Origin of the sequence: Pseudomonas sp. Ost2 (assembly GCF_018326065.1) — a bacterium.
In the GTDB taxonomy this organism is placed as follows: domain Bacteria; phylum Pseudomonadota; class Gammaproteobacteria; order Pseudomonadales; family Pseudomonadaceae; genus Aquipseudomonas; species Aquipseudomonas gingeri.
The window spans coordinates 5,732,501-5,745,185 of record NZ_AP021904.1; the positions used below are offsets into that span (position 1 = coordinate 5,732,501).

Annotated in this window: 11 protein-coding genes, 4 tRNA genes and 1 riboswitch (1 of these 16 only partly in view); of the genes, 5 read left to right on the top strand and 10 right to left on the bottom strand. The window is 59.7% G+C overall.

Annotation, left to right across the window (positions count from 1 at the left end):
• Nucleotides 1–556, bottom strand: the 5' portion of a protein-coding gene (locus tag KI243_RS25255; RefSeq protein WP_212810035.1) for a class I SAM-dependent methyltransferase. 989 nt of this gene lie to the left of the window's left edge; only the first 556 of its 1,545 coding nucleotides appear in the window; it begins with the start codon at nt 554–556; its stop codon lies off the left edge, out of view.
• Between the two features lie 204 nt (nt 557–760).
• Nucleotides 761–837: transfer RNA gene (locus KI243_RS25260), tRNA-Arg, on the bottom strand.
• A gap of 498 nt (nt 838–1,335) precedes the next feature.
• On the opposite strand from KI243_RS25260, the gene KI243_RS25265 reads away from it, so the two are divergent.
• Entirely contained in the window at nt 1,336–1,662 is a 327-nt protein-coding gene (locus KI243_RS25265; RefSeq protein WP_042935290.1) for an Arc family DNA-binding protein, read from the top strand.
• Between the two features lie 143 nt (nt 1,663–1,805).
• Here KI243_RS25265 and mgtE read toward each other — a convergent pair whose 3' ends face one another.
• Entirely contained in the window at nt 1,806–3,248 is a 1,443-nt protein-coding gene (mgtE, locus tag KI243_RS25270; protein ID WP_017126122.1) for a magnesium transporter, read from the bottom strand.
• A gap of 320 nt (nt 3,249–3,568) precedes the next feature.
• Here mgtE and KI243_RS25275 point away from each other — a divergent pair, with 320 nt between their 5' ends.
• Nucleotides 3,569–4,048 carry an outer membrane protein assembly factor BamE gene (locus KI243_RS25275; protein ID WP_017126123.1) on the top strand — a complete coding sequence of 160 codons (480 nt, stop codon included), beginning with the start codon at nt 3,569–3,571 and terminating at the stop codon, nt 4,046–4,048.
• A 40-nt stretch (nt 4,049–4,088) separates the two neighbouring features.
• Here the strand turns inward: KI243_RS25275 and KI243_RS25280 are convergent.
• From KI243_RS25280 to ltaE, 7 genes are all read right to left on the bottom strand, one after another.
• Nucleotides 4,089–4,165: transfer RNA gene (locus KI243_RS25280), tRNA-Arg, on the bottom strand.
• A gap of 72 nt (nt 4,166–4,237) precedes the next feature.
• Nucleotides 4,238–4,314, bottom strand: a tRNA-Arg gene (locus KI243_RS25285).
• Between the two features lie 107 nt (nt 4,315–4,421).
• A tRNA-Ser gene (locus KI243_RS25290) sits at nt 4,422–4,512 on the bottom strand.
• Nucleotides 4,513–4,574: 62 nt separating this feature from the next.
• On the bottom strand, nt 4,575–4,763 hold the full coding sequence (gene csrA / locus KI243_RS25295; protein ID WP_002554426.1) for a carbon storage regulator CsrA: 189 nt from the start codon (nt 4,761–4,763) through the stop codon (nt 4,575–4,577).
• A gap of 190 nt (nt 4,764–4,953) precedes the next feature.
• Nucleotides 4,954–6,195 carry an aspartate kinase gene (locus KI243_RS25300; RefSeq protein WP_017126124.1) on the bottom strand — a complete coding sequence of 414 codons (1,242 nt, stop codon included), beginning with the start codon at nt 6,193–6,195 and terminating at the stop codon, nt 4,954–4,956.
• A 93-nt stretch (nt 6,196–6,288) separates the two neighbouring features.
• Nucleotides 6,289–8,913 (bottom strand): alanine--tRNA ligase, encoded by a 2,625-nt coding sequence (alaS, locus tag KI243_RS25305; protein ID WP_212810036.1) that lies wholly within the window; start codon nt 8,911–8,913, stop codon nt 6,289–6,291.
• A gap of 147 nt (nt 8,914–9,060) precedes the next feature.
• Nucleotides 9,061–10,065, bottom strand: coding sequence for a low-specificity L-threonine aldolase (gene ltaE / locus KI243_RS25310; protein WP_177083853.1), 1,005 nt, complete (start codon nt 10,063–10,065; stop codon nt 9,061–9,063).
• Between the two features lie 27 nt (nt 10,066–10,092).
• Between ltaE and KI243_RS25315 the strand changes: the two genes are divergently transcribed.
• From KI243_RS25315 to KI243_RS25325, 3 genes are all read left to right on the top strand, one after another.
• Nucleotides 10,093–10,293, top strand: coding sequence for a hypothetical protein (locus KI243_RS25315; protein ID WP_158683233.1), 201 nt, complete (start codon nt 10,093–10,095; stop codon nt 10,291–10,293).
• Nucleotides 10,270–10,439: riboswitch (FMN riboswitch) on the top strand. Its footprint overlaps the gene before it by 24 nt.
• A 132-nt stretch (nt 10,440–10,571) precedes the next feature.
• On the top strand, nt 10,572–11,063 hold the full coding sequence (locus KI243_RS25320) for a 6,7-dimethyl-8-ribityllumazine synthase (protein ID WP_017126127.1): 492 nt from the start codon (nt 10,572–10,574) through the stop codon (nt 11,061–11,063).
• 141 nt (nt 11,064–11,204) lie between these two features.
• Nucleotides 11,205–12,677, top strand: coding sequence for a M91 family zinc metallopeptidase (locus tag KI243_RS25325; protein ID WP_212810037.1), 1,473 nt, complete (start codon nt 11,205–11,207; stop codon nt 12,675–12,677).
• Nucleotides 12,678–12,685: the final 8 nt, after the last annotated feature.

Consider the following 12,685-nt stretch of genomic DNA (forward strand, 5'->3'; position numbering starts at 1 on the left):
CATTGATCCGTTCGCCCGGGCGTATCGAGGCGCTGGAGGCAAAGCGGTCATGCAGGCTGAACAGTTGACGCAGCGGTGCCGAAGGCGACCAGCCCGGGAAGCAGTTGTAGCTGACGTAAAGCAGACCACCAGGCTTGAGATGCCGACGGACGAATTCGACGATCAGTTTCTGGTTATCGCGACTGACCCAGGTCCAGATGCCATGCAGGCTGATACTGTCGAATTGCGGCAGATCCTTACGGGCCAGCAATTGTTCGAAGCTGTCGTCATAGAGTTGGGCATTACCGCCGTAGCTGCTTGCCAGCGTGTTGGCATGGGCCGCCTGGGCCGGATGGAAGTCCGTGCCCACGTAGCTTCCCGGATTCGCCGCGGCATGGATATTAACCGAGACACCCTGGCCGAAACCAAGCTCGCAGTGATAGGCATCTGCACTCTCCAGGCTCGCAAAACCACGCAACAACAAGCAGTAGCGCTGGAACACCGGATTGATTTCCCGGCAATACCCGTAGGTATAACCTTCGTCCGTGAAATAGCCTTCATTCCAAGCTTCGCCCATGATCGATGTCCCTCTATCTATTATCGAAAGCAGAAAGGCTTTTCTTATAAAGGGTGGCCATTGCCCACCACAAGCGAAAAATCCTGTCTTCAGCGCGGCCGACCTGAACGGCCGTTTTCGGGGGCGGAGTTCGCACTGGCAGCCACCTGCCGTCATGAGCCTGGCGCTCACTTCGCATTGATAGCTGGATGCTTTGAATTGGGATGGTGTCCCAGGGCAGGTTCGAACTGCCAACCTTCCCCTTAGGAGGGGGATGCTCTATCCAATTGAGCTACTGAGACAACGAGCGACCACCCGGACGGGCGGCGCAAAGGACGGCGTGCATGTTAACGGGCATGCCACCGTTTGTCATGTCGTCCGGGGGCTTTTTGGTGCGTAGGTCGGAAAACCCGCCTCCCTACCCCCTATTGCACCGTTCGTCCACTAGATAATCGGCCAAATGCCACTATCCTCTAACAGTAGAGGCAAAAGGCCAGATCACCGCGTAGCATATGCGGCAGGGAGGTTTGATGCCTTCAGACGGGCTTGGGATGGCCGATCAGAGCGCCGCACCGGGAAAAACTTTCAAACCAGTGCGCATTTCTGATAATTGGTGCTGGCATATTGCCTGTGTCCAGTTCAATATTTGTCACAGAATTGACGCCAATGATCTGGCAAATTTGAGGCATGATGCGGGCCTCTTATCAATTCAGGTTGAACATTTGGCAAAGCATGCTGTCCTACTGACATCCTGCGGCCAATTCCGAGAACCGCTCCCCTGAACTAACCGGTTTAAAACTATGCGCCCATTGAAACAGGCAATTTATTCCAGCCGTACCGCTGACAAATTCGTCGTGCGTCTGCCCGATGGAATGCGTGAACGCATCGCCGAGGTGTCTCGTAACCATCACCGAAGCATGAATTCCGAAATCATTGCACGCCTGGAGCAGAGTCTTATTCAGGAAGGTGCACTGGGTGACGAACTGAGCATGCGCCTGGACAGCCCCGAGCTATCCCTGCATGAACGCGAGTTGCTGCAGCGCTTCCGTCAACTTTCCCACCGCCAGCAGAATGCCCTGGTGTCGCTGATTGCACACGACGCCGAAATGGCCGCAGACGCCAACTGATTCATCCCTGAAAGCTCAAGCCAGCCTCGCGCTGGCTTTTTTTTTGCGTGGAATTCGGGAGAGGCAATACACCAGGGCCGACAAGCCCGGGGATAACGCAGAGATGGCGCAGCCGATCCCATGGGGAGGCTGCGCCGGAAGACTCAGAGCAGGAAAATCGTCGCCAGCCCGAGGAAGATGAAGAAGCCGCCGCTGTCGGTCATGGCAGTGATCATCACACTCGCCCCCATCGCCGGGTCACGCCCCAGCCGCGCCAGCGTCATCGGGATCAGCACGCCCATCAAGGCCGCCAACAGCAGGTTCAAGGTCATCGCGGCGGTCATGACGACACCCAGCGACCAACTGCCATAGAGCAGATACGCCACGACACCAATCACACCACCCCACATGACCCCATTGATCAGGGCGACAGCCAGCTCCTTGCGCATCAGCCGCGAGGTATTGCCGGTACTGACCTGGTCCAGCGCCATGGCCCGCACGATCATGGTGATCGTCTGGTTGCCGGAGTTGCCACCGATGCCCGCGACGATAGGCATCAGCGCAGCCAGGGCAACCAGTTTCTCGATGGACCCTTCGAACAGACCGATCACCCGCGAGGCGAGAAAGGCCGTGATCAGGTTGATCGCCAGCCACGCCCAGCGGTTGCGAAGGGACTTCCAGACCGACGCAAAGATATCTTCCTCTTCCCGCAGACCCGCCATGTTGAGGACTTCGCTTTCGCTCTCCTCACGGATCAGGTCGACCATTTCGTCGATGGTCAGACGGCCAATGAGCTTGCCGTTCTTGTCGACGACCGGCGCGGAGATCAGGTCATAACGCTCGAAGGCCTGCGCCGCGTCATAAGCATCCTCGTCCGGGTGGAAACTCACCGGATCGCTGGCCATGACCTCGGCCACCTGCTTGTCGGGATCATTGACCAGCAATCGCTTGATCGGCAGCACGCCCTTGAGCACACCGTCGTAATCCACCACAAAAAGCTTGTCGGTATGACCCGGCAGCTCCTTGAGCCGACGCAGATAACGCAACACCACTTCCAGGCTGACGTCTTCGCGGATGGTAACCATCTCGAAGTCCATCAGCGCGCCGACCTGCTCCTCGTCATAGGACAGCGCGGAGCGAACGCGCTCACGCTGCTGACCGTCAAGGGCTTCCATCAGCTCATGGACCACGTCCCGCGGCAGCTCGGGGGCGAGGTCAGCGAGTTCGTCGGCATCCATCTCCTTGGCCGCGGCCAGGAGCTCGTGATCGTCCATGTCGGCGATCAGCGTTTCTCGTACGGAGTCGGAAACCTCGAGGAGGATGTCGCCGTCGCGCTCGGCCTTGACCAGTTGCCAGACGGTCAGGCGATCGTCCAGGGGCAAGGCTTCAAGAATATAGGCAACGTCGGCGGAGTGCAGATCATCAAGCTTGCGCTGCAACTCGACGAGGTTCTGCCGGTGAACCAGGTTCTCCACCCGGTCCTGATGATGACCTTCCTGACGATGGGTCAGGTCCTCGACCACTCGCTGGCGCTGCAACAGCTCAACGACTTGAGCGAGGCGGTCCTGCAAACTGTCTTGTGATTTCTTTACTTCAACTTCGGTCATAGGCGAACTCCACTCCCAGCAGCGGGGCACGCCGGAAGGATCAATCAGTCAATTCATGATTGGTAAAGCGGGGTACTGAGTAACTACTGGGTAAGTCCATGGAGGTATTCCACAAGCCCCGGCGGGGCTGACGGGCGCAATCATACACCGCCTCAGGTGCTTTAACGGCAAAAATCTTGGCAAGAACAAGCGCTTGCGAGACAAAGCCGAGCATTCTTCGGCTGCTTTCTACTCCGACGACTCATCCTGAAAAGAAAACACACGCCCGATGAAAAAGTCAGCGACTAGGCTTGGGTGACAACCGTCATGGAGGACGTCCGATGCCCACCAGAGCCTGCTGCCTGCTGATTCCCCTCGCGCTCCAACTGCCTTCCTGCGCCAACGCGGCCATCGTGCAGCGCTGCGAAGACAGCAGCGGCCATATCACCTTCACCACGCTGGGCTGCACACAGGAGCAGCGCCTGCAGATCCAGCGGGCCGATAACCCGCCACCTGGCGGCAAGCAGTTCGCCGTTACACCGAAAGCGCCGCCTCAGGCAAAAAGCACCGCCACCCGGGAACTGATCGTAGTCGGCGAACATGACGATGGATGTGGCAATCAGCTCGACGCCAGAAGCAGACGCCAGGCCATCATCCAGCAGCAGGTGCGTCCGGGCATGAATCGCCTGGAAGTGGAAAGCGCCCTGGGCAGGCCGGACAGGATCAGCACGAGCAACAGCGCCACGCGTTATCACTACAACCTGAAGAAAGGTCGCAGCAGCCTGGTGCTGTTCGATGAGAAGGGTTGTGTCAAACGCTAGACAGCAAAAAGCCCGCAACCAGTGCGGGCTTCTTGGTGTATGGTGCACTCGACAGGATTCGAACCTGTGACCGCTCGGTTCGTAGCCGAGTACTCTATCCAGCTGAGCTACGAGTGCAAGTTGTGTTTTTATACCAGATCACAACTGGTTGAAGCCACGCTGTTTGTATCACTACCAACAACGCTTAAATGGTGCACTCGACAGGATTCGAACCTGTGACCGCTCGGTTCGTAGCCGAGTACTCTATCCAGCTGAGCTACGAGTGCATTTGTTGCCGCGCATTATAGGCCGTCAAATCTCTTTGTAAAGCACTTTTTCTAGTAATTTCAACAACTTACAGAAGAAGCCAGATTGTAACGTACTAAACGAATAATGGCGGAGAACGGGGGATTCGAACCCCCGACACCCTTTTGAGGTGTACTCCCTTAGCAGGGGAGCGCCTTCGGCCACTCGGCCAGCTCTCCGCAACACGGGGCGTATATTAACCAGCTTTCTCCCCGTTTGCAAACAAAAAAAACGAGAAAAATTAATGGCTTGGTTCTTCGTCCTTCTCTTTCTTGATCCGCAGGTAGATTTCCTCACGGTGCACGGCCACCTCCTTGGGGGCGTTGACACCAATACGCACTTGATTTCCTTTGACGCCGAGCACGGTCACAGTGATTTCACCATCACCAATGATCAGGCTTTCTGCGCACCGACGAGTCAGAATCAGCATACCTATCTCCTCACGCATTTCAGTTCAGGGACAACACAGTCTGCAAAAAAAAGGGCTTCGGCCTACATGCTAGATAGCCATAGCCCTACGCACCTAAGTATTGACGAGCCCGGGCAAAAGGACAGCGCTTGCCCGCGCTTATCAAAAAACACGAAGGGCGCGGTTCAACCGCGCCCTTCGGCATGACGCATCACTCGCCCTGGCGGGCCGGTGCGTCCAGTTCAAACGCCGTGTGCAATGCACGCACGGCCAGTTCCAGGTACTTCTCCTCGATCACTACCGAAACCTTGATTTCGGAGGTCGAGATCATCTGGATATTGATGCTTTCCTTAGCCAGCGCTTCGAACATGCGACTGGCCACGCCTGCGTGGGAGCGCATGCCAACACCGACGATCGACACCTTGGCGATCTTGGTATCGCCGACCACTTCCCGCGCACCGATTTCACGCGCGGTGTTTTCCAGCACGGTCTGCGCCGCCTGGTAGTCGTTGCGGTGAACGGTGAAGGTGAAGTCGGTGGTGTTATCGTGCGCGACATTCTGCACGATCATGTCGACTTCGATGTTGGCGGCGCTGATCGGGCCGAGAATCTTGAAGGCCACGCCCGGGGTATCAGGCACGCCACGGATGGTCAGCTTGGCTTCATCGCGGTTGAAGGCGATGCCGGAAATGATCGGCTGTTCCATGGATTCCTCTTCATCAATAGTAATGAGGGTACCCGGACCCTCCTTAAAGCTGTGCAGGACGCGCAGCGGAACGTTGTACTTGCCGGCGAACTCGACCGCGCGGATCTGCAGCACCTTGGAACCGAGGCTGGCCATTTCCAGCATCTCTTCGAAGGTGATCTTGTCCAGGCGCTGGGCCGAGGACACGACACGCGGGTCGGTGGTGTAGACGCCGTCGACATCGGTGTAGATCTGGCACTCGTCAGCCTTCAGGGCTGCCGCCAGTGCAACGCCGGTGGTATCGGAACCGCCACGACCGAGGGTGGTGATATTGCCGTTCTCGTCGACGCCCTGGAACCCGGCGACAACAACCACACGCCCTTCCTTCAGATCGGCACGAATCTTCTGATCGTCGATCTGCAGGATGCGTGCTTTATTGTGCGCGCTATCTGTCAGGATCCGCACCTGGTTACCGGTGTAGGACACCGCCGGCACACCACGCTTGATCAGTGCCATGGCCAGCAACGCAATGGTCACCTGCTCACCGGTGGAAACGATCACATCCAGCTCACGGGGAACCGGCTGGTTTTCGCCACTGATTTGTTTGGCCAGATCGATCAGGCGGTTGGTCTCGCCGCTCATCGCAGACAGCACAACCACCAGGTCATCGCCGGCTTCGCGGAATTTCTTCACCTTGTCGGCGACCTGCTCGATTCTCTCGACGGTGCCGACCGAGGTGCCTCCAAATTTCTGTACGATCAAAGCCATTTCTAAGCCGCCTCAGCCCGTAAAGGGGCGCCCATTAATCATTCAAACCACAGCCCCGTTGCCCGTCACTAGACGACGGGCATTGGCGAGGCCTTAAACGCCATGCTCGACAAATGGCACGGTCAGGGCCAGTGCTGCATCCAGTGCCGCGGCGTCGATACCACCGCCTTGCGCCATGTCCGGACGACCACCCCCCTTCCCGCCCACTGCCGCAGCGGCCTGCTTCATCAGATCACCGGCTTTGAGTTGGCCGGTCAGGTCCTTGGTCACGCCTGCGACCAGAACGACCTTTTCCTCATGGACACTGCCGAGCAGGATCACTGCGCGGCCGAGTTTGTTTTTCAGTTGATCGACCAGTGCCAGCAGGGCCTTGCCATCCTGGCCATCCAGGCGCGCGGCCAGGACTTTCACACCCTTGACGTCCTGGGCTTGCGCCGACAGGTCGTCACCCGCGGCGCTTGCGGCCTTGGCCTGCAATTGCTCGAGCTGTTTTTCCAGCAGGCGGTTGCGCTCCAGCACAGCCGACAGCTTGTCGATCAGGTTGTCGCGGCTGCCCTTGATCAGGTTCGCGGCTTCCTTGAGTTGCTCTTCGGCGGCATTCAGGTAGGCCAGTGCCGCGGCACCGGTGACTGCCTCGATGCGCCGTACACCCGATGCCACACCACCTTCGCTGATGATTTTCAGCAGGCCGATGTCACCGGTACGGTTGGCGTGGATACCGCCACACAGTTCGACGGAGAAATCCCCGCCCATGCTCAGGACACGCACACTGTCGCCGTACTTCTCACCGAACAGCGCCATGGCGCCCTTCTTCTTGGCGGTGTCGATATCGGTTTCTTCGGTTTCCACCGCCGAGTTCTTGCGGATCTCGGCGTTGACGATGTCTTCCAGGGCCTTGATCTGCTCCGGCTTGATGGCTTCGAAGTGGCTGAAGTCAAAGCGCAGGCGCTGACTGTCGACCAACGACCCCTTCTGCTGGACATGCTCGCCCAGCACCTGACGCAATGCAGCGTGCAGCAGGTGGGTGGCCGAGTGGTTCAGCGAGGTGGCGTGACGCACATCGGCGGCGACCTGGGTTTCCACCTGGCTGCCGACCAGCAGGCTGCCCTGGGCCAGGACACCATGGTGCAGGAAAGCCCCGCCGGTCTTGGTGGTATCGCGGACATCGAAGCGACCGGCAGCCGCCTGCAGATACCCGCAATCGCCGATCTGACCGCCCGACTCGGCGTAGAACGGTGTCTGGTCCAGGACCACAACGCCTTCTTCACCTTCATTCAAGACGTCGACCGACTGCCCTTCTTTATAGAGCGCGATCACTTTCGCCGAACCACTGGTGGCGCTGTAGCCGGTGAACTCGGTGGCCACATCGACCTTGACCAGGCTGTTGTAGTCCATGCCGAAGGAACTGGCGGAACGCGCGCGCACCCGCTGGGCTTCCATCTCGCGCTCGAAACCGGCCTCGTCGAGGGTCAGGTTGCGTTCGCGGGCGATGTCGCCGGTCAGGTCCATCGGGAAACCGTAGGTGTCGTACAGCTTGAACACCACGTCACCCGGAACCACGCTGCCCTTGAGCTCGGCCAGGTCCTGCTCGAGGATCTTCAGGCCCTGCTCCAGGGTCTTGGCGAACTGCTCTTCCTCGGCCTTCAGCACACGCTCGATATGCGCCTGCTGGGATTTCAGCTCAGGGAAGGCCTCACCCATTTCGGCGACCAGGGCCGCGACGATCTGGTAGAAGAAACTGCCCTTGGCCCCGAGCTTGTTGCCGTGACGGCAGGCGCGACGAATGATCCGGCGCAGCACGTAGCCACGGCCTTCGTTGGACGGCAGCACGCCGTCGGCGATCAGGAAACCGCACGAGCGAATATGGTCGGCGACCACTTTCAGCGAAGCCTGGTTGTCATTGGTGCAACCGATGGCCTGGGCCGAAGCGCTCAGCAGGCTCTGGAACAGGTCGATTTCATAGTTGGAGTGAACGTGCTGCAGCACCGCGCTGATCCGCTCCAGGCCCATGCCGGTGTCCACCGACGGTGCCGGCAGCGGATGCAGCACGCCATCGGCGGTGCGGTTGAACTGCATGAACACGTTGTTCCAGATCTCGATGTAACGGTCACCGTCTTCTTCCGGCGAGCCGGGTGGCCCGCCCCAGATATCGGCGCCGTGGTCGTAGAAGATCTCGGTGCAAGGACCGCACGGGCCGGTATCGCCCATGGTCCAAAAGTTGTCAGAGGCGTAAGGCGCGCCTTTGTTGTCGCCGATACGGACCATGCGCTCGGCCGGTACGCCGACTTCCTTGGTCCAGATATCGTAGGCTTCGTCGTCGCTGGCGTAGACCGTGACCCAGAGCTTTTCCTTCGGCAGGTTCAGCCACTGGTCGGAGGTCAGGAAGGTCCAGGCGAAGGTGATCGCATCGCGCTTGAAGTAGTCGCCGAAGCTGAAGTTGCCCAGCATTTCGAAAAAGGTGTGGTGACGAGCGGTATAACCGACGTTTTCCAGGTCGTTGTGCTTGCCGCCGGCGCGTACGCACTTCTGGCTGCTGACGGCGCGGGTGTAGGCGCGCTTTTCCTGGCCCAGGAAACAATCCTTGAACTGGTTCATCCCCGCGTTGGTGAACAGCAGGGTTGGGTCATTGCCCGGAATCAAAGAGCTGGAGGCGACACGGGTGTGGCCTTGCTGTTCGAAGAAGCGAAGGAAGGCTTCACGGATTTCTGCGCTTTTCATAGGTTCTTCCACGGAGTCTGCGGCCGGAGGCAAGTGCATCACGTCTGAATGGATTTGCGACTTGCAAAGGGCCGCATTATATCGGCCCTGAGCCTTGGGTACAGTGTGTTTATACGATAGAAACCGTCAATTGGACGGCCTGCAGGCTCATTGGCGGTTAAATTCGGCAAATACCGCGACCACCTGCTCGATTTGTGCACGGTCGACGTCCATGTGGGTGACCATCCGCAGGCGCGGCGCGGCGCTCAGGCGCACCCCGCGCTCGGCGGCAAACGCCTTGAGCGCGTTCGCCCGCTCGCCGAGGTCGGCGTAGACCATGTTGGTCTGTACCGGCTCGATCCGATAGCCAGCCTCACGCAAGCCATCGGCCAGGTGCAACGCATTGGCATGGTCGTCGGCCAGGCGCGCGACCTGGTGATCCAGTGCATACAGCCCCGCTGCCGCCAACAGGCCGGCCTGGCGCATACCGCCGCCGACCATCTTGCGCAGGCGCCGTGCCTTGCCGATCAGTTCCTCGCTGCCGCACAGCACCGAACCGACCGGCGCGCCCAGGCCCTTGGACAAGCAGACCGAAACCGAATCGAAGTGCCGGGTGATTTCACGCGCATCGACGCCCAGCTTGACCGCCGCGTTATACAGCCGAGCACCATCCAGGTGCAGTGCCAGTCCCTGTTCCCGGGTCAAGCGACGGGCCGCCGCCAGGTATTCCAGCGGCAGGACCTTGCCCTGCATGGTGTTTTCCAGGGCCAGCAGGCGGGTGCGGGCAAAATGGAAGTCATCGGGCTTGATCGCCGCCCTGACCTGCGCCAGGTCCAGCGAGCCGTCGGCCTGGACTTCCAGCGGCTGCGGCTGGATCGAACCGAGCACCGCGGCGCCGCCGCCTTCATATTTATAGGTATGGCACTGCTGGCCGACGATGTACTCGTCACCGCGCTCGCAGTGGGCCATCAACCCCAGCAGGTTGCTCATGGTCCCGGTGGGCACGAAGAGCGCCCGGGCGAAGCCCAGCCGATCGGCCAGTTCGCTTTCAAGGCGATTGACCGACGGATCTTCGCCATACACATCATCCCCCAGGGGCGCATTCGCCATGGCCTCGCGCATACCGGCGCTGGGTTGGGTAACGGTGTCACTACGAAGATCGATAACAGTCATGAAACAGGCCTCGGCAATGGAGCGCTGATGTCGGGAATATCCCTTTCGAAAGCAATTACTGCGGTCACGGCGAGGGATAATCAAGCTCTGCCGCAGGAAATGTCGGAGAGCCGCCATGAAAATTCGATGGTTATTATCGTAAAGGCGGCATGCACACCTGTGAAATATATGGTAAAAATCGGGCGCCGCCAGAAAAGCTGGCGGCAACGTTCTCAGGGCGGGGTGTAATTCCCCACCGGCGGTAATTGCGCGCAATGCGCATAGCCCGCGAGCGCTTGGCGAGTCGGACGGTCTCGACGGTCCCTCGGCAAGGTCAGCAGACCCGGTGTGATCCCGGGGCCGACGGTCATAGTCCGGATGAAGAGAGAACGGGATTGACACCCAAGGGCCGTCCACCGGATCCCCGTGCGCATGCCTGGCAGCATCGCACAGCCGACCTGAACGTACCCTTGAATCCCATTCGATTCATAACGCCCTGTTTTTCACACAAACAGGAGTCAGAACAGATGCAACCCACCACCCTTCACCACACTCAGCGGATCGCGTTCATCCAGGCTTGCTGGCACAAGGATATCGTTGATCAGGCTCGCCACGGCTTCGTCTCGGAAATCGCCAAGCTGGGCTACCAGGAAAGTGATATCGACTTCTTTGAAGTCGGCGGTGCCTTCGAGATCCCCCTGCATGCCAAGCTGCTGGCCAAGTCCGGCCGTTATGCCGGCGTCGTCGCTGCCGGCCTGGTGGTCGACGGCGGGATCTACCGCCACGACTTCGTCGCCACGGCAGTGATCGACGGCCTGATGCAGGTCCAGCTGGACACCGAAGTACCGGTGTTTTCCGTGGTCCTGACCCCCCACCACTTCCACGCCGGCGAAGAGCACCAGAAGTTCTTCTTCGATCACTTCGTGCACAAGGGTCAGGAAGCCGCGAAAACCTGCGCCGACACCCTGAGCAAACTGCGCGCGCTGCCGCGTCCCGCAGCACAGAAACTGGCGGTCTGATCCATCTGCGCACCTGCCGGCCCCCTCGCCGGCAGGTCATAACTATCTACCCTCTCCCAGCGGCGCTGATGCGCTTAAGTGGATTCGACAGTGCCTTTTGCGGGCACCCTCGCCCCCTATCCACTGCGGAGACACCCCAGCATGAACGACTTTTCCCGACTGGGTCCGGCGATGCCTGTACAACCCGATAATGAACATTGGATTGACGGCAGCCAGGAACACCCACAGCCCTCCAGTCAACCCCTCGACCAGTACCCGGACGACCGGCGCATCATGTATGAGCACAGGCTCCACAAGGACGCCACGGCCACGGTGCAACGCAGAAAGCTCGAGGCAACTCCCAATTATTGGGGACCGATCGATCATCTGGTCTTCACCACCCGTGACGGCGCCGACCAGGTCCACCTGTACCACACCGATCATCCGGTCATCGATATCAATGACCAGCGATACCACCTGAAAATGGCCTCCTCCGGGCAAGTCATCGTGTTGCGCACTGCTGGCGGCAAGGACAATATCCGGGTGGACGACCACGTGCAGATCACCGTCTTCATCGAGTCGGGCAGCGGCGACGACTTGATACTCTGCGGCGGCGGTTTCACCAAAGTCGACGCTGGCTCCGGCAACGACAGGGTCTTCACCCGCTCCGGCGCAAGCTATATCGAGGCCGGCGAGGGCGACGACGTGGTCATTGCCAAGGGCAGCGGCCCGATGACGGCATATGGGGGCAAAGGCCATGACCTATTGTTCGGCGCAGGAGGCCCCTGCTTCATGGATGGCGGTCAGGGCAACGATATGCTGATGGGCGGCACAGGCCACAACGTGCTCAGCGGTTCCGACGGTAACGACCACATCACTCCCGGCCCGGGCCGCAACACGCTTTACACCGGCACCGGCGTAGATTTCGTCGAAAGGCTGGGGCCCGACACGCAGTTGTTCAACGCCTACGCCGCCGACGGACCGGTGCCCTCGACCCTCCACCAGGCCTCCGGCATCATCATCGCCGCCAAGGGACTGGAGCACTGTGGCGTGGTGGTCGAAGGCTCGCCGCAGTTCCAGGAGCGGGTCAAGGATGATCTGCGGCTGTTGCTGGGTTCAGGCAACGGCCAGCAACTGCTCGGTGCCCTGGGCGATGCAAAGGCAAAAAGTGGCGTACCGGTGGTGATCCGGGAGTTGACCGAAGAGGAAAACGGCATGTGCTTTGCGAACCTCTCACACCCCGACGATCCATCTGATGACGAGCACCCGTTCATCCAGGACGGCCACGCCGGCATTCCGGCCAAAGGTTGCCATGTGTATTACGACCCGTCCTTCCTCAAGGGCGAAGTCACCAGCATCATTAATCTCTACCATGAGTTGTGCCACGCCTATAACTACGTCACGGGGACAATGTTCCCGGGCTTTGGCGACGACGGTGTGGACGGGTACAAGCGACGTCACAGAGTGCCTAACGGCGAACTCCAGGCCGTCGGTTTGAAAGCCGACGTGCCGCCATTCGACTTCGACGGGGACCCCGCGACGCCACCACTCGACAGCAACCCCGAGGCCTTCACCGAAAACGGCCTGCGCAAGGAATTAGGTATTGCCCCGCGCAAGCAGTACCAGACTGACTGACCCGGCCT